The sequence below is a fragment of the Arcobacter sp. AHV-9/2010 genome (assembly GCF_004116575.1).
In the GTDB taxonomy this organism is placed as follows: Bacteria; Campylobacterota; Campylobacteria; order Campylobacterales; family Arcobacteraceae; genus Aliarcobacter; species Aliarcobacter skirrowii.
The window spans coordinates 558742-581662 of sequence record NZ_PDKH01000001.1 but is presented as its reverse complement, the minus strand read 5'-3'; the positions used below and the strand labels follow the sequence as shown (position 1 = coordinate 581662).

Annotated in this window: 26 protein-coding genes; 18 read left to right on the top strand and 8 right to left on the bottom strand. The window is 28.7% G+C overall.

What is annotated here, in order from left to right; all coding sequences use genetic code 11:
• The first annotated feature begins 17 nt into the window (after positions 1–17).
• Genes CRU94_RS03120 through CRU94_RS03110 form a run of 3 tightly spaced genes read left to right on the top strand, consistent with a single transcriptional unit; the run spans position 18 to position 3222 of the window.
• Positions 18–1520, top strand: a complete 1503-nt coding sequence (locus CRU94_RS03120) for a peptide-binding protein (RefSeq protein ID WP_129105348.1) — start codon at positions 18–20, stop codon at positions 1518–1520.
• Positions 1521–1527: 7 nt separating this feature from the next.
• Positions 1528–2184, top strand: coding sequence for an HAD family hydrolase (locus CRU94_RS03115; protein WP_129105347.1), 657 nt, complete (start codon positions 1528–1530; stop codon positions 2182–2184).
• Positions 2185–2217: 33 nt separating this feature from the next.
• Positions 2218–3222 (top strand): AbrB family transcriptional regulator, encoded by a 1005-nt coding sequence (locus tag CRU94_RS03110; protein WP_258237371.1) that lies wholly within the window; start codon positions 2218–2220, stop codon positions 3220–3222.
• On the opposite strand, the gene CRU94_RS03105 is transcribed toward CRU94_RS03110, so the two are convergent.
• The 4 genes from CRU94_RS03105 to CRU94_RS03090 are packed head-to-tail and all read right to left on the bottom strand — an operon-like array spanning position 3211 to position 6496.
• Positions 3211–3786, bottom strand: a complete 576-nt coding sequence (locus tag CRU94_RS03105; RefSeq protein WP_129105346.1) for an ABC-type transport auxiliary lipoprotein family protein — start codon at positions 3784–3786, stop codon at positions 3211–3213. The genes CRU94_RS03110 and CRU94_RS03105 overlap by 12 nt on opposite strands.
• Positions 3776–4648 carry an MlaD family protein gene (locus CRU94_RS03100; protein ID WP_129105345.1) on the bottom strand — a complete coding sequence of 291 codons (873 nt, stop codon included), beginning with the start codon at positions 4646–4648 and terminating at the stop codon, positions 3776–3778. The genes CRU94_RS03105 and CRU94_RS03100 overlap by 11 nt, the downstream gene beginning before the upstream one ends.
• Positions 4648–5385, bottom strand: coding sequence for an ABC transporter ATP-binding protein (locus tag CRU94_RS03095; RefSeq protein ID WP_129105344.1), 738 nt, complete (start codon positions 5383–5385; stop codon positions 4648–4650). Before CRU94_RS03095 ends, CRU94_RS03100 begins: the two co-directional genes overlap by 1 nt.
• Before the next feature lies 1 nt (position 5386).
• Complete coding sequence (locus tag CRU94_RS03090; RefSeq protein WP_129105343.1) at positions 5387–6496, bottom strand: MlaE family ABC transporter permease; 1110 nt, start codon at positions 6494–6496, stop codon at positions 5387–5389.
• A 148-nt stretch (positions 6497–6644) separates the two neighbouring features.
• Between CRU94_RS03090 and luxS the strand changes: the two genes are divergently transcribed.
• Together luxS and CRU94_RS03080 are read left to right on the top strand one after the other, a co-directional pair.
• Entirely contained in the window at positions 6645–7160 is a 516-nt protein-coding gene (gene luxS, locus CRU94_RS03085; RefSeq protein ID WP_129105342.1) for an S-ribosylhomocysteine lyase, read from the top strand.
• A 1-nt stretch (position 7161) separates the two neighbouring features.
• The gene (locus tag CRU94_RS03080) at positions 7162–7908 is read left to right on the top strand and encodes a tRNA (5-methylaminomethyl-2-thiouridine)(34)-methyltransferase MnmD (protein WP_129105341.1); all 747 of its coding nucleotides are present in this window, start codon (positions 7162–7164) and stop codon (positions 7906–7908) included.
• On the opposite strand, the gene CRU94_RS03075 is transcribed toward CRU94_RS03080, so the two are convergent.
• The gene (locus CRU94_RS03075; RefSeq protein WP_066160281.1) at positions 7903–8397 is read right to left on the bottom strand and encodes a hypothetical protein; all 495 of its coding nucleotides are present in this window, start codon (positions 8395–8397) and stop codon (positions 7903–7905) included. The two genes, CRU94_RS03080 and CRU94_RS03075, sit on opposite strands and share 6 nt — an antisense overlap.
• A gap of 121 nt (positions 8398–8518) precedes the next feature.
• Here CRU94_RS03075 and CRU94_RS03070 point away from each other — a divergent pair, with 121 nt between their 5' ends.
• Complete coding sequence (locus tag CRU94_RS03070) at positions 8519–8929, top strand: DoxX family protein (RefSeq protein ID WP_129105340.1); 411 nt, start codon at positions 8519–8521, stop codon at positions 8927–8929.
• A 31-nt stretch (positions 8930–8960) separates the two neighbouring features.
• Here the strand turns inward: CRU94_RS03070 and metH are convergent, their stop codons facing one another.
• Together metH and CRU94_RS03060 are read right to left on the bottom strand one after the other, a co-directional pair.
• The gene (metH, locus tag CRU94_RS03065; RefSeq protein ID WP_129105339.1) at positions 8961–12434 is read right to left on the bottom strand and encodes a methionine synthase; all 3474 of its coding nucleotides are present in this window, start codon (positions 12432–12434) and stop codon (positions 8961–8963) included.
• A gap of 10 nt (positions 12435–12444) precedes the next feature.
• The gene (locus CRU94_RS03060; protein ID WP_129105338.1) at positions 12445–13023 is read right to left on the bottom strand and encodes a hypothetical protein; all 579 of its coding nucleotides are present in this window, start codon (positions 13021–13023) and stop codon (positions 12445–12447) included.
• Between the two features lie 129 nt (positions 13024–13152).
• Between CRU94_RS03060 and CRU94_RS03055 the strand changes: the two genes are divergently transcribed.
• The 11 genes from CRU94_RS03055 to CRU94_RS03005 all read left to right on the top strand — a co-directional run bounded on the left by CRU94_RS03055 (position 13153) and on the right by CRU94_RS03005 (position 20727).
• Positions 13153–14073, top strand: coding sequence for a branched-chain amino acid transaminase (locus CRU94_RS03055; protein WP_129105337.1), 921 nt, complete (start codon positions 13153–13155; stop codon positions 14071–14073).
• 42 nt (positions 14074–14115) lie between these two features.
• Positions 14116–15186: a prohibitin family protein gene (locus tag CRU94_RS03050; protein ID WP_129105336.1), complete on the top strand. Its 1071-nt coding sequence runs from the start codon at positions 14116–14118 to the stop codon at positions 15184–15186.
• 18 nt (positions 15187–15204) lie between these two features.
• Positions 15205–15480 carry a hypothetical protein gene (locus CRU94_RS03045; protein ID WP_129105335.1) on the top strand — a complete coding sequence of 92 codons (276 nt, stop codon included), beginning with the start codon at positions 15205–15207 and terminating at the stop codon, positions 15478–15480.
• On the top strand, positions 15480–16160 hold the full coding sequence (hisIE, locus tag CRU94_RS03040; RefSeq protein WP_129105334.1) for a bifunctional phosphoribosyl-AMP cyclohydrolase/phosphoribosyl-ATP diphosphatase HisIE: 681 nt from the start codon (positions 15480–15482) through the stop codon (positions 16158–16160). Before CRU94_RS03045 ends, hisIE begins: the two co-directional genes overlap by 1 nt.
• Positions 16161–16248: 88 nt before the next feature.
• A complete protein-coding gene (locus CRU94_RS03035) occupies positions 16249–16506 on the top strand; it encodes a hypothetical protein (protein WP_066160303.1) in 258 nt (85 codons plus the stop codon).
• Positions 16507–16531: 25 nt separating this feature from the next.
• Positions 16532–16876: a MerR family transcriptional regulator gene (locus tag CRU94_RS03030; RefSeq protein WP_129105333.1), complete on the top strand. Its 345-nt coding sequence runs from the start codon at positions 16532–16534 to the stop codon at positions 16874–16876.
• A 179-nt stretch (positions 16877–17055) separates the two neighbouring features.
• Positions 17056–17547, top strand: coding sequence for a diaminobutyrate acetyltransferase (gene ectA, locus CRU94_RS03025; RefSeq protein ID WP_129105332.1), 492 nt, complete (start codon positions 17056–17058; stop codon positions 17545–17547).
• Positions 17544–18824: a diaminobutyrate--2-oxoglutarate transaminase gene (ectB, locus tag CRU94_RS03020; RefSeq protein ID WP_129105331.1), complete on the top strand. Its 1281-nt coding sequence runs from the start codon at positions 17544–17546 to the stop codon at positions 18822–18824. Before ectA ends, ectB begins: the two co-directional genes overlap by 4 nt.
• A complete protein-coding gene (locus CRU94_RS03015) occupies positions 18824–19219 on the top strand; it encodes an ectoine synthase (RefSeq protein ID WP_066160313.1) in 396 nt (131 codons plus the stop codon). Before ectB ends, CRU94_RS03015 begins: the two co-directional genes overlap by 1 nt.
• A gap of 19 nt (positions 19220–19238) precedes the next feature.
• Complete coding sequence (locus CRU94_RS03010) at positions 19239–20126, top strand: phytanoyl-CoA dioxygenase family protein (RefSeq protein WP_258237370.1); 888 nt, start codon at positions 19239–19241, stop codon at positions 20124–20126.
• Between the two features lie 43 nt (positions 20127–20169).
• A complete protein-coding gene (locus CRU94_RS03005) occupies positions 20170–20727 on the top strand; it encodes a hypothetical protein (RefSeq protein ID WP_129105330.1) in 558 nt (185 codons plus the stop codon).
• 44 nt (positions 20728–20771) lie between these two features.
• Here CRU94_RS03005 and CRU94_RS03000 read toward each other — a convergent pair whose 3' ends face one another.
• Positions 20772–21938 carry an Mrp/NBP35 family ATP-binding protein gene (locus CRU94_RS03000; protein WP_129105329.1) on the bottom strand — a complete coding sequence of 389 codons (1167 nt, stop codon included), beginning with the start codon at positions 21936–21938 and terminating at the stop codon, positions 20772–20774.
• A gap of 140 nt (positions 21939–22078) precedes the next feature.
• On the opposite strand from CRU94_RS03000, the gene CRU94_RS02995 reads away from it, so the two are divergent.
• Positions 22079–22900, top strand: coding sequence for an HDOD domain-containing protein (locus CRU94_RS02995; RefSeq protein ID WP_129105328.1), 822 nt, complete (start codon positions 22079–22081; stop codon positions 22898–22900).
• The last annotated feature ends 21 nt before the right edge of the window (positions 22901–22921 follow it).

The following is a 22921-nucleotide window of genomic DNA, read 5'->3' as shown; positions in this document are numbered from 1 at the left end:
AAACAATACAATACGCTATGAAATTTTTAATAATAAATATAATATTTTTTCTCTCTTTAGGTGCCTCAACTCTTACTTTGTCTATGAGTTCAACCCCTAGTAGATTAAATCCTATTTTAGCAAATGATAGTGCAAGTAGTGAGATTTCAAATTGGCTATTTGATGGGCTTTTAAAGTATGATAAAGATGGAAATGTTACAACTAGTATCGCTTCATATTATAAATTTGAAACTCCTACAAAATTAATAATTGGATTAAAAGAGAATGTACTTTGGCACGATGGTGTAAAACTATCTGTAAAGGATGTTGTTTTTACTTATGAACAGATAATTAGCCCAAAAGTTTTTAACTCTATAAAATCAAACTTTAACGAAGTAAAAAGTGTAAAAGCAATAGATGATTTAACTGTTGAGATAGAGTATAAAAAACCATATTTTAAAGCCTTAGAGATTTGGATGGTTGGACTTTTACCATATCATATTTTAAAAGATGAAGAAAATCTTATGACAAGCAGTTTTAATAAAAATCCAATAGGAACGGGTTCTTACAAATTAAAAGAGTTTAAAACAGCAAGTGATATTGAACTTATTGCAAATGATGATTTTTTTGAGGGTCGTCCAAAAATTGATAGGATTTTATATAAATTTTTACCAGATGCAAATACATCATTTTTGTATCTAAAACAAAACAGACTTGATATTGGCTCATTGACTCCAATGCAAGTTTCAAGACAAATAGATGATGAGTTTAAAAATAGTTTTGATATTTTTACAAAAGCTAGTAATGGTTTTAGCTATTTGGGATTTAATTTAAAAAATCCAAAATTTAGTGATATAAAAGTTAGAGAAGCTCTATCTTTGGCTATAAATAGACAAGAGCTAATAGATATTTTGTTTTTTGGATATGCAAAAGTTTGCAACGGTCCATTTATGCCAGACTCATTTGCTTATAATGATGAGGTAAAACCAGTTGTTCAAGATCTACAAAAAGCAAAAGCTTTGTTAAAAGAGGCTGGATATGATGAGAAAAATCCTTTATCTTTTGAACTTGTTACAAATACAGGAAATGATATTAGAATAAATACTGCACAAATTTTGCAATATCAATTAGCAAAAATTGGAGTTGAATTAAAAATAAGAGTTATGGAGTGGCAAGCTTTTTTAAATACGGTTGTTCATCCACGAAAGTTTGAAACTGTACTTCTTGGATGGTCTTTGGCTTTGATGCCAGATGCGTATCCGCTTTGGCACAGCTCTAGTTCAAAGCTTGGTGGTTTTAATTTGGTAAATTATAAAAACAAAAGAGTTGATGAGTTGATTGAAAAAGGAATTACAACTATAAATAAAGATGAGTTAAGCAAAATATATAAAGAGATTTTTAAAATTATTTCAAATGATTTGCCATATCTATTTTTATATATTCCAGACTCAATTACAGTTGTAAATAAAAATATAAAAAATATAGAGCCATCAATTATAGGTATTATGCACAATCAAAAAGATTGGGAGATAGAGGAGTAAATATTTTATGAATAAAAAAGAGAAGATTATTTTATTTGATTTAGATGGAACTTTAATAGATTCAACAGATGCAATTACAACTACATTTTTACATGCATTTTCAAAGCACAACTTTGATTTTAAAGGAACTATTGAAGATATAAAGGTTCAAATTGGATATCCACTTGATATTATGTTTGAAAATTTGGGCGTGGATAGAGAAATAGTTTGGGATTTTGTAGATAGCTACAAAATGCGATATAAAGATATTTCAGTTGCTCAAACGCTACTACTTGAAAATGCTTTTGAAGCGGTAACTTTAGCTTCAAAATTTGCAAGACTTGGAGTGGTTACTACAAAAACAAGAATCTACTCAACACCAATATTAGATAATTTTGATATAGGAAAATATTTTGAAGTAATAATTGGAAGAGAGGATGTAGAGAATCCAAAACCTCATAAAGAGCCAATTTTAAAGGCTTTGAATGCTTTAAAATATGATGATAAAAAATATCAAGCATTTATGGTAGGAGATACAAAACTTGATTTAATATCTGCTTCAAATGCCTCTATCAACTCTGTTGGAGTATTATGTGGTTACTCAAATGAAGAAGAACTTTTAAAATATACCAATATTGTAAAAAAAGACTCTTTAGAAGCTGTAAAACATATCTTTCTACTTTAAATGATAAAAAATATTTTTCAAATGCTACTAGCTTTGCTGCTAGCTTTTTGTGGTTCACTTATTTTTATATATTTGCATCTTCCACTTCCTTGGCTTTTAGGAAGCATTTTTGCTACAAGCATATTAATAAGATTTCAAAAAATTCCAATACAAAGCCCAAAACTATTTTCAGCCCCTGCTAGAATATTAATTGGTCTAGCAATTGGAAGTGCTTTTACTCCAGCAATTTTAAACCATATTCCACAATATACTATTAGCCTACTTTTGGTTGTTCCATTTACTATTTTAGTTATATTTTTTGGAACATACTATTACTATAAAGTTTTAAAATATGATTTAAAAACTTCATATTTAGGCTCTATGCCAGGTGGTGTTATTGAGATGGTTATAATTGGACAAGAGCTAAAAGCAAATACAGCAAAGATAACTTTAATGCAAAGCTCAAGACTATTTTTTGTAGTTGTATCTTTACCTTTTATTATTCAATATATTTTTCAAATTGATATAAGAGGTAACCAGCTTTTAACAACACCAATAAAAGATATAGATATGTTTGAGTTTTTATATATCTATATTGTTGGAGTTTTTGCAGCACTTTTTGCAAAAAAGATAAAACTAACAGCTGCATATTTGATTGGACCTATGATTGTAAGTATTATTTTGTATTCAAGTGGATTTGTAACTACCTCTATTCCAGATGAGTTATTAAAATTTATTCAAGTTGTTTTTGGCTCAATTATAGGTTTTACATTTAAAAATGTTGATTTAAAGACTATTTTTAATACTTTAGTTGCTACTTTGGGACATTTTGTTATTTTGATAATTTTGTGTGGAATTTTTATTTTTATTATTCACCACTTTTTTGGTTTTGCTACTTTAGATATTTTATTAGCCTTTGGACCTGGTGGTCAAACTGAGATAAATTTAATTGCTCTTTTAGTTGGTGCAAATTTACCTTATATAACTTTGCACCATATTGTAAGACTATTTTTGGTTATGAATATTGCGCCAATTATTGCTAAAAGGTTAAAGGATTGATAAATCTTTTAACAAACTATTTAAACTCTTTTCAAAACTAATATTTAAAGCCTTTACAAAACCGTAAGCATCATTTGTATCACAAAGAGTTTTTTGATTAAAATTAAAAGATTTTACTATCTTTTCATCTTTTACTAAATCAAATTTAAGTTTTAAAACTGCATAAGATTTATCATCTTCAAAATTTTGATAGATCTTTAAAACTTCTGTTTTTAATCTATATTGGCTTTTTATCTTCTTATCTTTTAATACATTTGTAAAAATATTACTAGATATAAAAGAGTCAACTAATTGAGTATAAACCATATTTGACGGAGAGCTTATCCATCTATTTTTTGCATACTCTTCAAATTGAAACTCTTTCTTGCTATAAAAAATTGCTTGTGAATTAAAAGCTCTATTTATATTTGGTTCTTCAATAAAAATTGAGTCAAACTTTGCTTTAGTTGTCAAAGCTTTTGTTTGAAAATCTATTCCATAATGATTTATTGAGATTTTCTCCTGTTTGAAACTACAAGCACTAAATAAAATTAGTGTTAAAAAAATTAAAATACTACTTCTCATTTTTCTCTCCTGGACCATAATTTATAGATTTTTGTTTAAACAACAAATCACTTGGACTTTCGTTTAAATTTTTGATTAACTCTTGCATAGAAATTAGAGTTTCATTCATATTTGTTAAAGCAGACTCTAAATTATTTAAACTATCTTGAGTTAAATTTTTTATATCAAAACTCCCTTTTTCTAGCTCTTCTTCCAATTTTTTCATTGTAATATTAAAGCTATCTGCTGAAGTTTTAACACTTTTAAAGCTTGAACTTCCAACATCTGTAAAATTTTTGATATCAAATAAAAGTTTATTAAAGTTAGCCATACTTTTTTGGCTATTTTCTAGAAGCTGTGCAAAGTTTGAGATATTTTCTTGGTTTAAAACTTTTTCAAAAGATTTAAGAAGTACTAAAACCTCTCTCATTACATCTTCAGTTGATGTTACTATATTGCTTAAAGTCGATTTTTTAGACTCTATAACTTTTTCTTTAAGATAGTTTTCTTTTAAAAGTGGTGATTCATTACTTCCACCTTTAAGCTCAATATATTTAAGTCCTGTAATTCCTAAATTTCCTAAAAGACCGTAGTTGTCCTCTTTTATAGGAGTTCCTTTTTGAATCTCTAACTCTATTTTTATCTCTTCAGAGTTATTTGGATTTATTGAGATATTTTTTACAACACCAATATCTAAGCCTTTGTATTTAATAGAAGAGCCAATATTTAAACCAATTATAGAGTCATCAAAAAATATAAAGTATGTATCATATTTTTTACTCTCTAATCCAAATTTACCAAGCCAAAATATTGCAAAAATAAGAAGTATAGATAGCAAACTAACAAATAAACCTATTTTTAAAAAATTAATTCTAGTATCCATTAAACAACCCTTTTTATTGATAAGAAATCTTGAATAAAACTATATTCTGATTTTAAAGCTTCATTTATAGTCCCATCAAATATTTTATCTTTTTTTATTATTATAAACCTATCAAGTACAGTTTTAATAGTCTCTAAATCGTGAGTTATTATAACTGTTGTTATATTTAAATGTTTTTTCAAATACAATAAAAGCTCATTTATCTGATCTGTACTTGCAGGATCAAGTCCACTTGTAGGCTCATCCAAAAATAGAATTTTTGGTTGCATTGCTAAACTTCTTGCAAATGCAACTCTTTTTTTCATTCCACCGCTTAGTTCATTTGGATATAGTGTTGCAACTCTTTTTGGAAGACCTACAATATCCAAATTTGTATAAGCTATTTTTTCTATTAAATCTTTTGGCAAATTTGTGTACTCTTTTAGCATCACACTAATATTTTCAATCACATTTAAAAAAGAGTACAAAGCTCCAAATTGAAACAAATATGAAAAATCTAATTTCAATTTATCTATCTCATCTATTGATAAGTTTGTAATATCTTTATCAAATATTTTCACACTCCCTTTTTGAATAGGATTTAGCATAACAAGCTGTTTTACTAAAACAGTTTTTCCACTACCACTTCCACCTAAAACTCCAAAAATTTCACCCTCATTTACATCAAAAGAGATGTTGTTGTGTATTATATTTTTTCCAAAAGATGTACAAAGGTTTTCAACTTTTATAATTGACATTTTATATCCCTATTTGTGTAAAAATTATTGAAAAAATAGCATCTAAAAAAATAACTACAAATATAGCATTTACAACGCTTATTGTTGTATATTTCCCAATACTTGTAGTATTGTTTTGGACTTGAAAACCTCTAAAACAACCTATAATTGCTATAAAAGAACCAAAAATAACTGATTTTAAAATACCAATTAAAAGATGTTTTAGTGCAACTTCATTGTGAAGTCTTGTAATAAACTCTATAAAAGTGACATCCAAATATGTATAAGCAATCACCATTCCACCAATAATTCCTACAATATCTGCCAAAAAAACAAGCAAAGGAAGAGCAACACTTAATGCAAAAACCCTAGGAAGAGTTAAAAAAAGTGTTGGCTCAAAATTCATAGTTTTCATAGCATCTAGCTCTTCTGTTATTTTCATAGCTCCAATCTCTGCTGTGTAGCTACTTGCACTTCTTCCAGCTATTACAATTGCAGTTATAAGAGGGGCTATTTCTCTTAACATTGTAATTGCTACCATCTCAACTATAAATATATTTGCTCCAAATTTTTCAAGCTGAACAGCTCCTTGATAAGCTATTACAACTCCAACCAAAAATGAGCTTACAACAACTATCAACAAAGCATCTACAGCAGATGTTTCAATATATTTTAAAGTAGCTTTAAATCTAATCTTTTTTGGATTTAAAATAGAGTAGATAAAGAAGTAGAAAACTTCTCCAATAAATATCAAAAATAGTTTAAAAGAGCTATATATCTCATAGCTTTTTTTACCAATATTTTCTATAGTATTGTCTTTTTTCTCTTTTTGTAAACCATCATTTTGATAATGTTTTTTATAGAATTTATATTTTGTCTCATATTTTTCAAAGTTTGAAAAAGAGATATTCTCTTCTTTGAAGTTTTTTAAAAAAGATATTAAATATATTATGCAAATACTATCAATATCTATTAAATTTTTAAAATCTATTTGAATATTTGAGTTTTTTGAGATATTTAAAGTCTCTAACTCTTTGATAATTTCATTTAAATTATCTTTACTCCAAGAGTTAAGTAGCTTAATATAAAAAGAGTTGTTTTGATTATTTTCTATTTTAAAATAGTTACTCATAAAACAATCCTTTTATTTTTTTAGTTTAAGATTCTATCTAAATTTGATTTTATATCAAATCTAAATTATGATTTAATAGCACTTTACATTTCTTTGGCTATAATTTTTTCCAAATTTTAAAAGAAATATATATTAAAAAGGATATAAAATGCCACTATTAGATAGTTTTAGAGTTGATCACACAATTATGCCAGCCCCTGCTGTGAGAGTTGCAAAAGTGATGCAAACACCAAAAGGAGATGCTATTACAGTTTTTGATTTAAGATTTTGTAAACCAAATGAAAAGATGCTAAGTGAAAAAGGTATTCATACTTTAGAACACCTTTTTGCTGGATTTATTAGAAACCACTTAAACTCTCCTACAGTTGAAATCATAGATGTTTCACCAATGGGTTGCAGAACTGGATTTTATATGAGTTTAATAGGAACTCCAAAAGAAGAAGAGGTAGCAACTGCTTGGAAAAAATCTATGGAAGATGTGCTTAAAGTTGAGAAACAAAGTGATATTCCAGAACTAAATATATATCAATGTGGAACTTGTGCTATGCACTCACTTCCTGAAGCAAAAGAGATTGCAAAAGATATTCTAGCTTCAAATATTGGAGTTATGTCAAATGAGAAACTATTTTTAAGCGAAGAGAAATTAGAGAGTTTAGGAAACTAATTTGCTAGAAGATAAACTGGTTACCACAAATGATGGTAGCCATACACTTTTCTCTTTAAAATATAATCAACACTTTCATAACACAGAAGATGGTGGATTTAGTGAAGCTTTGCATAAACATATAATTCCAGCATTTTCGCACTCTTATAATAAAAAAGAGTTAAATATTTTAGATATCTGTTTTGGTTTGGGTTACAATAGTTTTGCAACTATCTTTTATATTTTAGAAAACGAACTTGATATTAAAATAAATATCTACTCTCCTGAGCTTGATTTTGATTTAATACAATCTTTACAAAACTTCTCATATCCAAAAGAGTTTGAAAAGTTTAAAAATATTATAGATGAACTATCACTTAATCAAAAATATGAAGATGAGAAGATAAAAATAGAGATTTTTATAGGCGATGCAAGAGCGTATATAAAAACTTTTCAAAAAGGTTTTTTTGACATAGTTTATCAAGATGCTTTTTCAAGTGAGGTAAATAAAGAGCTTTGGACAAAAGAGTATTTTGAAGATATTTACAAAATTTCAAAAGAAGACTCTATTTTAACAACTTATGCAATCTCTACAAATATAAGATTATCTATGTATGAAGCTGGATTTTATATCTATGAAGCAAGACCAACAAAAAGAAAAATAACTCTTGCTTTTAAAAACAAAGAAGAGAAGATTGGAAAATATATTGATATGGAGTTGAAAAAAATTAGAAATAAAGATGCAAAATCTTTGAAAGATAGCTTATAAAGTAGCCAATCTTTCAAGAATATATTTTTGTAAATCTCTTTTTGAAACCTCTTCTCTCATAGCTTGTTCAAAAATCTTATTTACTTTTAGTTGATACTCGCTATATGAGAAAAATGGAAAATGAACACTCCATGCCTTTTTTAGACTCTGTTTTGTCATACTATTTTTAAGAAATGCCAAAAAGTAGTTAAATCCCATAAATATAAGTGCTGTTATAATCATTGCACCAATAATAGAGATATGTGGATCTATTTTTGCTAAGGGTTTATGAGTAAGAAGTGATATGGGAACTAACACTGCTAAAACCAAAGCAATATATACAAAATAGGCTCTTGTAAGTCTTAATCTAAAACCTAATCTTGTGCTATCTACTTCCATTCCATTGCTTTGTTGAGTTGAAGCTACTAACAAATCTTTTAAAAGTACAGGTTGTTTTGATTTTGAGTAAACAAAATTTAAAATCATACTTAAAATGTTTTTTTCTCTCATATTTTTTCCTAAAATTAATTTGATATTTTATCTTAGTTTATTGAAATGAAGCTTTATTAACTAACCTTAACATTATATTTTTATTGCTACAATCACAAAATTTTTTATATAAGGATATTTTATGAAATGTATCGAAAATAAACTATCGGTATTAAATGCTGATATAGGAAAATTAATCTTAAGAGTAACAATTGGTGGACTTATGCTATTTCATGGTTGGGCAAAAGTTGTAAATGGTATTGGTGGAATTAAAGCTATGGTTGCAAAAGCAGGTTTTCCTGAGTTTTTTGCTTATGGTGTTTATTTAGGTGAAATTTTATTTCCACTTATGATTGTTTTAGGAATTTTTGTAAGAACATCAGCTCTGTTTGTTGCTATTACTATGGTTATTGCAATATTTTTAGCTCATAGCAATGAAATTTTTGCTTTAGGAAGAACTGGTGCTCCAGTAATTGAATTAGCATTAATCTATCTTTTAGGGTCAATTGCAATTATGTTTATTGGGTCTGGAAAAATTAGTATTAAATCATAAATTGGTATAAACTGGGAATTTCCCAGTTTAATCAAACATTATAGTAGTTTGCCTCTTTGTTGTGAACAACTATTGCACAAGTAGTTTGCTCAGGGTGCATTTGGAATGTTTCACTAAGCTCTATTCCAAACTCTTCGGGATTTAACAGATCAAAAATATCTCTATTTTGTGATAACTCAGGACAAGCTGCATAACCTGGAGAGTATCTACAACCAACATATTGCTTCATTTGAACATCACTTAATTTATGCCCCTCTTTTGGAACAATATCCCAATCAAGTCTTATTTGTTTATGTAAAACTTCAGCCAATGCTTCAGCTAGTTCAACTCCAAGACCGTGAATTTGATAATATTTTGTAAACTCTCCACGATCATAAAACTCTCTTTCATAATCACTTATTTTAAGTCCTGCACTTGCAAGTGTAAATCCTACAACATCTAATCTATCATTTGCAAAAAAGTCAGCTATACATCTAAAAGGTTTTCTTTTTTGTCTTGGAAACTCCATCACTTTTATAGCTTCACTTAAAGGTGGAACATTTTTTGCCTCTTCAAGATTGTTGTAAATATATCTTTTATCAAAAATATATAGTTTATTGTCATGAGAAATACATGGATAATACTCATAAATAGCAATTGGTTCAAATATATTTTTTGAGATTAACTCATCTTTTAAAGAGTAATAAAGTGGTTCAACAACATCTTTTTCATACTTCATAAATGCTTCAGGTGTCTGTTTTCCTCTTTTATATCCCCATCTTTGTCTAAATAAAACTCTGTGATTTATCCAAGAGAATATCAGCTCTTTATCTAGCTCATCTCCAGTTTTTGCAACTTTGTTCCAATATGGAGGAACTACAAAATCCCTTTTTGGCATAGATATCTCTTCATAAGGAGGAATTATAACCTCCTCTTTTTCAACTCTATCGCTTGTATCAATTTTTTCAATTAAATCAGCAGCTAGTTTTGTATCAAGCTCTCCACCTTTTTCAATTCTTTGCATAGATACAACACCATCAAAAGCATCACGGCAATAAAAAATAGCTCCATCATAAATTGGTCTGCAATAATCATCAACAAAGTTTTTTGTTAAAGCAGCACCACCTAGCATAACTGGAATTTTAAGTCCTAGTTTTTGCATCTCTTCAAGATTCTCTTTCATTACAGCTGTACTTTTTACAAGTAATCCACTCATTCCAATAGCATCTGCGTTGTGCTCTTTTGCAGCTTCTAAAAATTGATTTAAATCAGCTTTTATCCCAATATTTACTACTTTAAATCCATTGTTACTTAAAATAATATCAACTAAATTCTTACCAACATCGTGAACATCGCCTTTAACTGTACCAATTACAACTGTAGTTTCAGTACTTTTCTCTTGTTTTGGAAGATATGGATTTAAAGCATCAACAGTGGCTTTCATAGTTTCAGCACTTTGAAGTACAAATGGAAGTTGCATTTGACCACTTCCAAATAGCTCTCCAATTATTTTCATTCCATCAATTAGCCACTCATTTACAATTAGTTCAGGAGCTATAGTATCTTTTAGCTCTAAAACTAAAGGAATCATTCTCTCTTTGTCACCATCTAGTAAGAGTTTTTTAACCTTTTCAATAGGTTCCATTTTTTGATACTCTTCATCACTTTGTTCATCTTGCGATTCAACATTTGAGAAGTGCTCTATAAATTTAAATAGTGGATCACCATCTTCTTGGTTGTTAAATATCAAATCATCACAAGCTTTTTTATCTTCAGGGCTTATTTTATTTAGTGGAATTATATGTTTAACATTTACAATAGCAGTCGTAAGTCCTGCTTTTACACAGTGATCAAGATATATTGAGTTTAGATAAATTCTTGCATTTTGAGATAAACCAAATGAGATATTTGAAAGTCCCAAAGTTGTTCCGACTTCGCTATGAAGAGCTTGAAACTCTCTTATAGCCTCCATAGTCTCAATTCCAGCAGTTCTATACTCATCATCACCTGAACCAATAGTAAATGTAAGCATATCAAAAACTAAATCAGCTGGGTCAAACCCGTGTCTATTTACACATAAATTGTAAATTCGTTCTGCAACTTCTAGTTTTCTCTGTTTTGTTTTTGCCATTCCAATCTCATCAATCACAAGGCAAACAAGTGCTGCTCCAAATCTTTTTGCTAATTTACAAACTTCATCAAACTTCTCTTCACCATCTTCAAGATTAACTGAGTTTATAATACATCTTCCACCAATTTGCTTTAAAGCAGCTTCTAGTGCTTTTATTTGAGTAGAGTCAGGCATTAGTGGAAGTGAAATTTTTTGAGAGTATAAAGATACAACTTTATCCATATCACCTGTTTCATCTCGACCTGCAAAACCAACACTCACATCAATTACATGAGCTCCTGCACGAACTTGTTGTTGAGCAACACTTAAAGTTCCTTCATAATCGTTTGCTTTTAAAAGTTCTCTAAAAGCTTTACTTCCAGTTGCATTACTTCTCTCACCAATTAAAAGTGGTGCTGGTTCTTGTTTTAGAGGAACAACATTAAATAAAGATGCCAGTGAAGCTTTTAAAAATCCATTTGGTTTTTTTGGAACAATACCTTTAACTGCATCACTCAAAGCTTTTATATGAGTAGGTGTAGTTCCACAACAACCACCCAAAAATGCAACTCCATTAATATTTAAAAACTCTTTTTGTAAAGCTGTAAACTCATCTGGACCCATTGGATAGAAAGTTTTTCCACCTTTGTTTTGAGGAAGTCCTGCATTTGCATGAACAGAGATTGGAAATTTTGATACTTCACTTAAAGCTTTTACATGTTTTTGAACTTGAATTGGTCCAGTTCCACAGTTAAAACCTAAAGATAAGATATTAAATGGTTTTAAAATCGCTGCAATTGTTAAAGCATCTGTTCCAATTAGCATTGTTCCATTTAACTCAATTGTAACTGAAACCATAATAGGAATTTGTGGTGCAACATCATTTAAAGCATGAAGTGCTGCTTTTATTTGAAGTGGATCTTGACAAGTTTCAAGTAAAAAAACATCAGTTCCACCATCAACTAAACCTCTAGCCATAGTCTTATAACCTTCATACATATTATCATAAGTAATATGTCCTAAAGATGGTAGCTTTGTTCCAGGTCCAATAGATGCTAAAACAAATTTTGGATCCTCTTTTGTGCTATATTTTTCACAAATCTTTTTAGCACCACTAGCTGCTAGTTTTGATAACTCATAACTTAAATGACCTATTTCATACTCATCTAAAACCCAAGGCATACTTCCAAATGTATTTGTGCTAATAAAATTTGCACCAGCAGTTGCGTAGTTTTCATAAATTGTCTCCAAAATATGAGGAGCAGTTAGATTTAAAAGCTCATTACACCCTTCTAAATCTTTGTTTTCATATTGCCAAAATTTACTCTCTATATCAACTGCTTGAAGCTGTGTTCCCATAGCTCCATCAATTATTAAAACTCTATTTTCTATTAAATCTTCTATTAATTTTTGCATTCACTCTCTTTTATAAATTTTTTGACTCAATTTCAAACTTCTTTCTACAATCTGTTTTAACATTATCAATTAAGACAATATAATATTTGCCCTCAAATATTGACATATAAAAAATCATTTGAGAAAGAGTAATTACCTCATAGCCATTTTTTAAAATATTATTTATAAATATTTTCTCTTTTTCATCTTTAACTTTATAGTTATCAAAATAGTTGACTCTATTTTTTAAGACAAAAACCCCATCTTCTTTCCATCCATAACGAGTATCTAAATCAAAACTACAATCAAACTCAACTACTTTGCTTGAAATATCAAAAATCTCTATAAATTTATCAACCTCTTCAAGGGTAAATTTATGTTCAGTAATTAAATTAAACTCTCTATCTAATCTAAATTCATAAAATCCAAAATCTTTATTTATGTAGTTGCTATTTAAACTCTCTAAATCATCATCTTTCATAAGATACAAAACTTTTGTAATCTCTTTTTTTAGTTCACTATTTGGTTCGTTAAAGAAAAGCATATCAAATTTTACAGAACAAGCTGTGAAAAAAATTGCAACAAAAATAAAAATTAAGTTTTTTATCATTATTCATCCAAATATTTTTTAAAGTTTAATATTACATTTTTTCTTCTTAGAACTTAGTTTATACAGATAGTTTTATCAACATTTTGATAGAATAATTGCTAAAAATTTAAGTGTAGGAAATAAATTAAGATGACTGAATCAAAATATATTTGGATGGATGGAGAGTTTACTCCTTGGCAAGATGCAAAAGTTCATGTACTAAGTCACACATTACACTATGGAAATGGTGCAATTGAAGGTACAAAAGCTTATAAAACTGTTGATGGAAGATGTGCTATTTTTAAATTAAATGAGCATACACAAAGACTTTTAAACTCTTCAAAAATGACATTAATGAGTGTTCCATTTACTCTTGAAGAGTTAAACAAAGCTCAAGTAGAGTTATTACAAAAAAATGAGTTAACAAATGGTGCATATATTAGACCACTTGTATATTTAGGTTATGGAGTTATGGGTCTTTATCACAAAGATGCTCCTGTAAAAGTATCTATTTCAGCTTGGGAGTGGGGTGCATATCTAGGAGAAGAGGGTCTTAAAAAAGGTGTTAGAGTAAAAATCTCTTCATTTACAAGAACTCCAAATACTTCAGGTATGGGAAAAGCAAAATCAGTTGCAAACTATATGAACTCTCAAATGGCAAAATATGAAGCAGTTGAGGCTGGATATGATGAAGCACTTTTAAGAGATGATCAAGGTTATATTGCAGAAGCATCAGGAGCATGTTTTTTCATTGTTAAAGATGGAAAACTTATATCTCCTCCAAATGATAACTCACTTGAATCTATTACTCAAGCAACAGCAATTGATTTAGCAAAAGATATGGGAATTGAGGTTGTTAGAAGAAGAATCACTAGAGAAGAGATTTATGTAGCTGATGAAGCTTTCTTTACAGGAACTGCAGCTGAAATAACTCCAATTAGAGAAGTTGATGCAAGAGTTATTGGAGCTGGATGTAGAGGTCCTATTACAGAAAAAATCCAATCTGCATATTTTGATGTAGTAACTGGAAAAAATCCAAAATATACAAAGTATTTAACATATATTAACTAATTTTAAATAGTATATTAGACTAAAAAAAATATAAGGAAGAGCATGCCAATAGATAATGACTATTTTAAAAACAGACAACAAGGTAATAAACCAAATGGTGGTGGGAATTTTCAAGCTCCATTTGAAACACCTGAGTTTTTCAAAAACTTTGGGAAAAAAGCAGGATTGCTATATCTTGTAATTATAATAATTGGTGCACTATTTTTGTTTAAACCATTTGTTATTATTGAATCAGGACAAGTTGGTATTAAAGCAACAACAGGAAAATATGATAAAGAGCCTTTAAATCCAGGATTTCATTTCTATATTCCAGTTATTCAAAAAGTTATTGTTGTTGATACAAAAGTTAGACTTTTAACATATATGAACACTCAAAGTATTGGTTCTTTTGATCAAAGTATCAAAAATAACCCTGCAATAAATGTTCTTGATTCAAGAGGTTTACCAATCTCTATTGAATTAACTGTTCAATACAATATCATTGCAAGTGGTGTTCCTGAAACAATTGCAACTTGGGGACCATCTTGGGAAGATAAAATTGTAAATCAAGTTGTTGGAGAGGTTTCAAGAAGTGTTCTTGGTGGATACAATGCTGAAGTTCTTCCTATGAAAAGAAATGAAGTTGCAGAAAGACTTGATAGATTAATAAAAGAGAAAGTTGCTGAAAGATCTAAGCAAGCAGTTGTAGTTGAATCTGTTCAATTAAAAGAGATAGTTCTTCCTGAAAAAATTAAAGAGCAAATTGAAAAAGTTCAAATAGCAAATCAAGAAGCAGAAAGAGTAAGATACGAAGTTCAAAGAGCTAAACAAGAGGCTGAAAAAAGAGCTGCACTTGCAAGTGGAGAGGCTGAAGCTAAAAGAATTGAAGCACAAGGTAGAGCTGATGCAGTTACAATTGAAGCACAAGCACAAGCTGCTGCTAATAAAGAGATTGCAAAATCACTTACACCACAGCTTTTACAAATGCAACAAATTGAAGTTCAAGGTAGATTCAATGATGCTTTAAGAGAGAACAAAGATGCAAAAATCTTTTTAACTCCTGGTGGTTCAACTCCAAATATCTGGGTTGATACAAAAGATAAAAATAGAGATACAGCTATAAATCAAAAATAATTTAAAGAAGAGAAGAGAATGAAAATAATTAAAACTATCCTATTTATAGGACTCTTTTCTCTTTTACTCTCAAATGACAAACCATTAAATCAAGATATAAAAATAGATTTAGAGCCAAAAATAGATTACACTCCCTCGCAAAGATATAATACAAACATTCCTCAAAAAATAGAATCTAAAGAGAAGACAAAAAACTCTTATGATGTAGGAGTTGATGTTGATGTTAATAAAAAAGAGAAGACATTAGAAAAATTAAAATTAGATGTAGAAGCAGTTTTTAAAGGAATAGATTGATGAAAATTTTAGAAAAAATAGATTGGGAAAAAATGGATGATTTAATTCCAGTTATTACACAAGATAGCTCTTCAAATGAAGTTTTGATGTTGGCTTATGTAGATAAAGAGGCACTTGAATTAACTTTAAAAACTGGTTTTGCACACTACTTTAGCAGAAGCAAACAAAGAGTTTGGAAAAAGGGTGAGAGCTCAAATCATACTCAAAAAATTGTAGATATTTTTCTTGATTGTGACAATGACACACTTTTGTTTAAAGTAATTCAAGAAGGAGTTGCTTGTCATACAGGAAGAAAATCTTGTTTTTTTACAAATATACAAAATGAGAAGATTGTTGAAGAGGTTTTGGTTGATACTTCAAAAACTTATGGTGTAATAGATAGTTTATATCACACTATTCAAGAGAGAAAAAACGAAGATACTACAAAATCCTACACAGCAAAACTTTTAAAAGGTGATACAAACTCTATGCTTAAAAAAATTGTTGAAGAAGCAGGAGAGTTTTGTTTTGCTATAAAAGATAAAAATAAAGATGAGGCTATATATGAAGCAGCCGATATTACATACCATGTTTTAGTTGCAATGGCTAGTTTAAATATAGATCCTGATAGAGTAAAACAAGAGCTAAAAAGAAGATTTTCTATCTCTGGAATAGAAGAAAAAAATTCTCGAAAAAAATAAAAATTATTAAATTTTCTTATACAACTAAGTTGCATTTAATAATTGCTTGTTATAATGCACGGACTTAATTTATGTAAAAGGAGTTAATATGACAAATAGTTGTCAACACTGCTCTAAAAAAATACCAATTTCAAAGGTTTTTTGCTCACCTATGTGCAAAGAGAACTTTTTCCAAAAAATAGCAATCTCTGTACCAAAACCTTTTGTAAAAAAATTATACTTTTTTTGTACAGAAGAAGAGAAAGAGTATGAAATCAAAACTTTTGCTAAAAGACATAATTGGCATGAAGAGTTAGTAATAGAAAAAGTAGAAGAGTTATTTCAAGAGTATTATAAGTGTGGATAAATCCACACTTCTTTTTAGATAAACCATGGCACTTTTAAATAATCAAAAAAATATCTTACCACTTAGCAGTATTTCAGAACTTCTAAATACAAAAACTAGAACTTTAAAAATGTATGAAGAGAAAAAACTTCTACCTTTGGAAAAAGATAAAGCTATCAAAAAACTATACTCAATAGATGATATCAAAATGATAGCATTTGTTCACTACCTAGCAACAATCAAAAAAATAAACTCAAATGGAATCTCTTATATTTTAGAGATATTAGAAGATAATATGGATTTAAAACATAAACAAGAATTTCTAAAGATTATTGAGAAAAAGCTTGAAACTCTATCAAGTTCTGATTCTGAAAAACTAGATAACTTCTAAATTTACCAAATTTCTAAAACAGCCTAAAAAACGGCATCTAAGCAAATAAATCACACAAAAATATTAAAAGCATTAAGCTACATCTTATTTTAAAATGGTATAAATTCTACTCATAGTTTGTAAATATTTTACATAAAACTTGTAAAAAATTTACATAATTTATACTAAAAAGGAGCATTATGGAATCCAGTTATACCATAAGGAAACCAGAAAAAAATGACGCTAAATATATATATGATTTAGTTAAAAAAAGCAAAGTCTTAGACTTAAACTCGCACTATTTATACCTTCTTCAATCAACTCACTTTAAAAATAGCTGTAGTGTTGCTCTATTTGAAAACCAGATTGTTGGTTTTGTTTCAGGATATTATTTACCAAATGAAAATGATACACTTTTTATTTGGCAAGTAGCTGTTGATGAAAATCATAGAGGAAAAAATCTAGCTTTAAAATTAATAGACAATATAGTTGCAAGAAAAAATATAAGATATCTAATCTCAACTGTATCACCTTCAAATATCTCATCGCAAAGAGTTTTTGAAAAGTTTGCAGAAAAATATGAAGCAAATATAGAAAAAAGCACACTATTTTTTATAGAAGATTTTATTAATTCACACGAAGAGGAAGTTCAATTTAAGATTGGACCAATAAATAAAGGAGAGAAAAAATGAGAATATTTGAAAAACTAGAGTCAGAAGTAAGAGGATATATAAGAAGTTTCCCAACAATTTTTAAAAAAGCAAAAGGGGCTATTTTAACAGATGAGCAAGGAGTTGAATATATTGATTTTTTTGCTGGAGCTGGAACTTTAAATTATGGGCACAACAATGAACATATAAGCAAAGCATTGATTGAATATTTACAAGAGGATGGAATAGTTCACGGGCTTGATATGGCAACAACTGCAAAAAAAGAGTTTTTACAATCTTTTGAAAACTTAATTTTAAAACCAAGAAATCTTGAATATAAACTTCAATTTACAGGACCAACAGGAACAAATGCCGTTGAAACTGCACTTAAACTAGCAAGGCTTGTAAAAGGAAGAAGTAATGTTGTTGCATTTACAAATGGTTACCATGGACTATCTCAAGGCTCACTTGCAGTTACAGGAAATAATGAGTATAGAGATGAGAGTTATATAAGTAGAACAAATGCTACTTTTATGCCATTTGATGGATATTTTGATGATATGAATACACTTACATATTTTAGAAAGTTTTTAGAAGACGGAAGTAGTGGAGTTGATTTGCCAGCTGCTGTTATACTTGAAACTATTCAAGGGGAAGGTGGAATAAATGTAGCTTCAAAAGAGTGGTTACAAGAGCTTGAAGCCATTTGTAGAGAGTTTGATATGTTGTTAATTGTTGATGATATTCAAGTTGGAAATGGAAGAAGTGGAGAGTTTTTCTCATTTGAATTTGCTGGAATAAATCCTGATATGGTAACCTTGTCAAAATCAATAGGTGGTGGTTTACCAATGGCACTTTTACTATTTAAACCACATTTAGACCAATGGAAACCAGGTGAACATACAGGAACTTTTAGAGGAAATAATTTAGCTTTTGTAGCTTCAAAAGTATCTCTTGATAACTACTGGCAAAATGATAATTTATCAAAAGCTGTAAAATATAAAGAGAAGATTTTAAAAGATAGTTTAACTCAAATTGCAAATAAGTACAAAGATATTTATGATATTGATGTAAGAGGTAGAGGTTTGGTTTATGGTTTTGAGATAAAAAATGATAAATCAATGGCAAGTGATATATCTAAAAATGCTTTTAAAGAGGGATTAATAGTAGAAACTTGTGGAAGCGAAAGTCAAGTTGTTAAATTTTTACCACCACTTTTAATTGAGGAAGATCTTTTAAAAGAGGGATTAAAAAGATTTGAAATAGCAGTTGATAAGTTAATAGAAGAGAGAAAAGAACACTTAAAAGGAGAGTATTAATGATAGTAAGAGATATAAAAAAAGATGTAATAGGAACTTCTAAAGAGGTTTTTGCAAAAGATGGTCAGTGGCTTAGTAGAAGAATGCTTTTAAAAGATGATGGCATGGGATTTTCATTTCATGAGACAATTATAAAAGCAAACACAAAAACACATATTCACTATCAAAACCATCTTGAAGCTGTTTATTGTGTGGCTGGAAATGGAAAAATAGAGGATTTAAAAACAGGAGTTGTTCATGAAATTTATGATGGCGTAATGTACGCTTTAAATAATCATGATGAACATAATTTATATGGTGGAAGTGAAGATATGAGGCTTATTTGTGTATTTAATCCACCAATTAAAGGAACTGAAAATCACGATGAAAACGGCGTTTATCCGCTTGTTGATTAATAAAAAGGGGGTTTAGTTAGTGCAAGATTTGTACCCAAGTAGATTGGAATTTGAGAATATTATAAGTAGAGTTGATCCTGTTGTATATTCTAAAAAGATGATAACAGAGCACTCTTTAAGTAAAGAGCAGCTGGATAGTTATGAGAAAAATGGTTTTATAATTTTTCCTAAGCTTTTCTCAAAAGAGGAGATTGAAGCTTTTAAAGATGAGTTAAAGAGTTTAGAATCAAATATCGAACTTAGAAAAAAAGATGAGTTTATTAGTGAACCTGATAGCAATGAATTAAGAACAATATTTAATCAACATCTCTATAGCAAACTATTTGATAAACTATCAAAAGATCCTAGAATTTTAGATAAAGTTAGACAAATTTTGGGAAGTGATGTTTATATTCATCATGGAAGAATAAATATAAAACATGCATATAAAGGGAAATCTTTTCCTTGGCATAGTGATTTTGAAACATGGCATTGTGAAGATGGATTACCAAGATGTAGATGTTTGTCAGCTTGGGTAATGTTAAGTGATAATACACAATTTAATGGACCTCTTTATTTGATAAAAGGTAGCCACAAAAAGTTTATCTCTTGTGCTGGAGAAACACCTCTTGATAACTATAAACAATCTTTAAAAAAACAAGAGTATGGTGTTCCTAGTTTAAAAGCAATACAAAACCTAACAACTCCAGATGATTTAGTTGCTGCTTTAGGAGAAGAGGGTACTATGGTGATTCATGATGGAAATATTTTACATGGAAGTAGTGATAATATCTCACCTTATGATAGAACAAATGTTTTTTATGTATTTAACAGTGTAGAGAATACTCCTTTAAAACCATTTAGAGCATCAAAACCAAGAGCAGATTTTTTGGCTTTAAAAGATTTTACTCCACTAAAAAGTAATTAATAGATTAAAAATAGTAAAATTGCAATCATCTTAGGAGTTTAAAATGTTAAGGTTTATATACATCTGTCTAGTTACTATAGTTTTGGTTTCATGTGGCACTAAATCAAATTTAATTCAAAGTGAATTTGCAAATGAAAAAAAGCAAAACACTTATGATAGTTGTGCAAATTTTTCATATATTAGTTTAAGTGACGATATAAAATATAAAAAGATATTTACAGAGTATATAAATCTTGATAGCTCTTGCAAGTGGAATGGAGTTGCTAGAGGATATTTTGTATCACTTTTTATGGATACAATTAAAGCAAAATCTTATAAGCTTGTTGAAAAAAAAGAGTTTAAAAATCTTGAAGTTATTACCTACTTAGTAAACGAAGAGTTTTATATAAATATTATAAATAAATACACAGTTTTTGAAGATAAATTAATGATTGATTATAGCGGTATTTACTCTACATATTTGATAAAACAATATGATGAGAGTTACGAAAATATATATTTAAATAAAACTAGATTAGATGTTGACTATTTTAATAGTTTAGTAAAATTTAACTTTTTTAAATCATACTTCTCAAAAGAGGGTTCAAGTATTGATAGATAATATTTTATAAAAGAGAAGATTAACTTCTCTTCTATCTAAAATTTTTAGTGGCAACCACATCCAGAGCCACAACCACCACTTTTTTTAGCTTCATGTTCAGCTTTTATTTTTTGTCCTTCACTTGAACATGCACTAACCCCTGCTGGCATAATAGGCTGAATAGCTTCATTTGAAACTTCACCTTGATTTTCAAGCATAGATATAAGTTTACTTGCAGCCATCATATATCTTTTTGCACTTATTGATTCAGGTTCAAAATAAACAATTGGTTTTCCACTATCCCCACCAACTCTAATAGCAGGTTCAATTGGAAGATGAGCTAAAACTTGAGTATTGTACTGTTTAGCTAACTCATCACATGTTCCTGTTCCAAAAATATCAGACTCTGTGTTACATGATGGGCAGATAAATCCACTCATATTTTCAACAATTCCAGCAACTGGAATATGAAGTTTTGAGAACATATCTAAAGATCTTCTACTATCATCAAGAGCTACATGTTGAGGAGTTGTTACATTTATACCAGCACTTACAGGCACGCTTTGAGCAAGAGTTAATTGTGCATCTCCTGTTCCTGGAGGCATATCAATAAATAATATATCTAACTCTTCCCATAAAATATCTCTTAAAAGCTGTTGGATTGCCTTCATAATCATAGCACCTCTCCAAATAACAGCCTCACCCTCTTTCATTAAAATTCCCATAGACATAACATCTACGCCATAAGCGTTTAATGGTTTTGCTTTATTTCCTATTACTTCAACCTCTTGTCCATTTACTCCCATCATTCTTGGAATATTTGGTCCATAAATATCAGCATCTAAAATACCAACTTTTTTACCTTGCATAGCAGCTGCAATTGCAAGATTTACAGTTGTTGTTGATTTTCCAACTCCACCTTTTCCTGAGCTAACCATTACAATATCTTTTATTTGTGGTGCAATATTTTGACCACTTACGCTATTGCTTCTTTGTTGCTCCTCTTTTTGTTTATTAAAAACTAAATTAATATTTAAATTTGGAAGAGCTTTTGGAATCTCTCTTCTTAACTCATCTTCAACCTCTTTTGCTGTTGAAGTAATATCTAATAGTATTGTGCAAGAGTTTGCATCTAATTTAATATCTTTTACAAATCCAAAATCAATAATTGATTTTGAAAAGCCTGGGTATTTTACATTTTCTAATGATTTTTTAATATCTTCTATACTCATTTTAAATCCTTTTTTAAAACTCTAGGCAAAATTATAGTTTAAATAGGATAATTTTTGTCTTAAATTATTTATAGATAAATTTTAAGATTATAAGTTACTATTTCATATAATTTTTTCCCAATTTCAAAGGATATAATAAAATGATTAAAAACTTTAACAAATATTTGCAAATAGATGAAAAATTACCAAAAACTATAGTAGATTTAGACAATTTTAGAAAATCCTCTTTTAAAAATCCCAAAGAGCTTTTTGAAATTATTTCAGAAGATAAGAATCTACAAAAAGAGTTATTAAAAATAGTAGAGTTTAATTTTTTTGATTTTAAAAATGATAAAAGAACGGTAATAAATCTTGTAAAAATTACAAATCTTGAGTTTATGACAGCATTATGTACAGCTTTATTAATATCTAATACTCTACCTAAAAACCTTTTTGCTTATACAATTAGAAGTGATGAGTTTTTGTATTCAAATACTTTAAGTATCTACTTTATAAATAAGTGGTTATCAAAATTTGATAATAGTTTAAAAAGTTCACTTTTAATACCAGCATTTTTAAAAAATATCTCAAAACCAATTATCTCAAAAGCTATTAGTGAGCATAAATTAGCAGAACAGTTTATTAGTGAGATAAATAGAAGTAGTGTAACAATAGGCGAAGAGAAGTTTACAGGATACAAAAGTTCAAGAGTATCTGCAAATATACTTAAACATTGGAAATTAAGTCCAAATATAATTTTACCAATTGCATTTTTTGAAGATTTGCAAAATGCTCCTGAAGCTTTTAAGATAAAATCTATGATTTTAAATGTTGTGGATAATATAACAAATCCAAAAGAGCCTTTAAATAGTTTAGATTTTGATAAAAGTCTAGTTATACTAAAAGAGTATGAATTTGATACAAAATTTTTCAAAGAGAGTTTCAATGAGATAAAAAGTAGCATTTTTCAGGTAATTAAATAGTTTATAAGAAAAAAAGAGCTA

Excerpts from the sequence above, each read along its gene's own strand:
- CRU94_RS03060 (WP_129105338.1), bottom strand. The coding sequence starts at position 13,023 with ATGATAAAAAACTTAATTTTTATTTTTGTTGCAATTTTTTTCACAGCT.
- CRU94_RS03015 (WP_066160313.1), top strand. The coding sequence starts at position 18,824 with ATGATAGTAAGAGATATAAAAAAAGATGTAATAGGAACTTCTAAAGAG.
- CRU94_RS03030 (WP_129105333.1), top strand. The coding sequence starts at position 16,532 with ATGGCACTTTTAAATAATCAAAAAAATATCTTACCACTTAGCAGTATT.
- CRU94_RS03075 (WP_066160281.1), bottom strand. The coding sequence starts at position 8,397 with ATGAGAGAAAAAAACATTTTAAGTATGATTTTAAATTTTGTTTACTCA.
- CRU94_RS03035 (WP_066160303.1), top strand. The coding sequence starts at position 16,249 with ATGACAAATAGTTGTCAACACTGCTCTAAAAAAATACCAATTTCAAAG.
- CRU94_RS03000 (WP_129105329.1), bottom strand. The coding sequence starts at position 21,938 with ATGAGTATAGAAGATATTAAAAAATCATTAGAAAATGTAAAATACCCA.
- CRU94_RS03105 (WP_129105346.1), bottom strand. The coding sequence starts at position 3,786 with ATGAGAAGTAGTATTTTAATTTTTTTAACACTAATTTTATTTAGTGCT.
- CRU94_RS03070 (WP_129105340.1), top strand. The coding sequence starts at position 8,519 with ATGAAATGTATCGAAAATAAACTATCGGTATTAAATGCTGATATAGGA.
- CRU94_RS03055 (WP_129105337.1), top strand. The coding sequence starts at position 13,153 with ATGACTGAATCAAAATATATTTGGATGGATGGAGAGTTTACTCCTTGG.
- CRU94_RS03095 (WP_129105344.1), bottom strand. The coding sequence starts at position 5,385 with ATGTCAATTATAAAAGTTGAAAACCTTTGTACATCTTTTGGAAAAAAT.
- CRU94_RS03005 (WP_129105330.1), top strand. The coding sequence starts at position 20,170 with ATGTTAAGGTTTATATACATCTGTCTAGTTACTATAGTTTTGGTTTCA.
- CRU94_RS03115 (WP_129105347.1), top strand. The coding sequence starts at position 1,528 with ATGAATAAAAAAGAGAAGATTATTTTATTTGATTTAGATGGAACTTTA.
- ectA (WP_129105332.1), top strand. The coding sequence starts at position 17,056 with ATGGAATCCAGTTATACCATAAGGAAACCAGAAAAAAATGACGCTAAA.
- metH (WP_129105339.1), bottom strand. The coding sequence starts at position 12,434 with ATGCAAAAATTAATAGAAGATTTAATAGAAAATAGAGTTTTAATAATT.
- CRU94_RS03120 (WP_129105348.1), top strand. The coding sequence starts at position 18 with ATGAAATTTTTAATAATAAATATAATATTTTTTCTCTCTTTAGGTGCC.
- luxS (WP_129105342.1), top strand. The coding sequence starts at position 6,645 with ATGCCACTATTAGATAGTTTTAGAGTTGATCACACAATTATGCCAGCC.
- ectB (WP_129105331.1), top strand. The coding sequence starts at position 17,544 with ATGAGAATATTTGAAAAACTAGAGTCAGAAGTAAGAGGATATATAAGA.
- CRU94_RS03100 (WP_129105345.1), bottom strand. The coding sequence starts at position 4,648 with ATGGATACTAGAATTAATTTTTTAAAAATAGGTTTATTTGTTAGTTTG.
- CRU94_RS03050 (WP_129105336.1), top strand. The coding sequence starts at position 14,116 with ATGCCAATAGATAATGACTATTTTAAAAACAGACAACAAGGTAATAAA.
- CRU94_RS03045 (WP_129105335.1), top strand. The coding sequence starts at position 15,205 with ATGAAAATAATTAAAACTATCCTATTTATAGGACTCTTTTCTCTTTTA.
- CRU94_RS02995 (WP_129105328.1), top strand. The coding sequence starts at position 22,079 with ATGATTAAAAACTTTAACAAATATTTGCAAATAGATGAAAAATTACCA.
- hisIE (WP_129105334.1), top strand. The coding sequence starts at position 15,480 with ATGAAAATTTTAGAAAAAATAGATTGGGAAAAAATGGATGATTTAATT.
- CRU94_RS03090 (WP_129105343.1), bottom strand. The coding sequence starts at position 6,496 with ATGAGTAACTATTTTAAAATAGAAAATAATCAAAACAACTCTTTTTAT.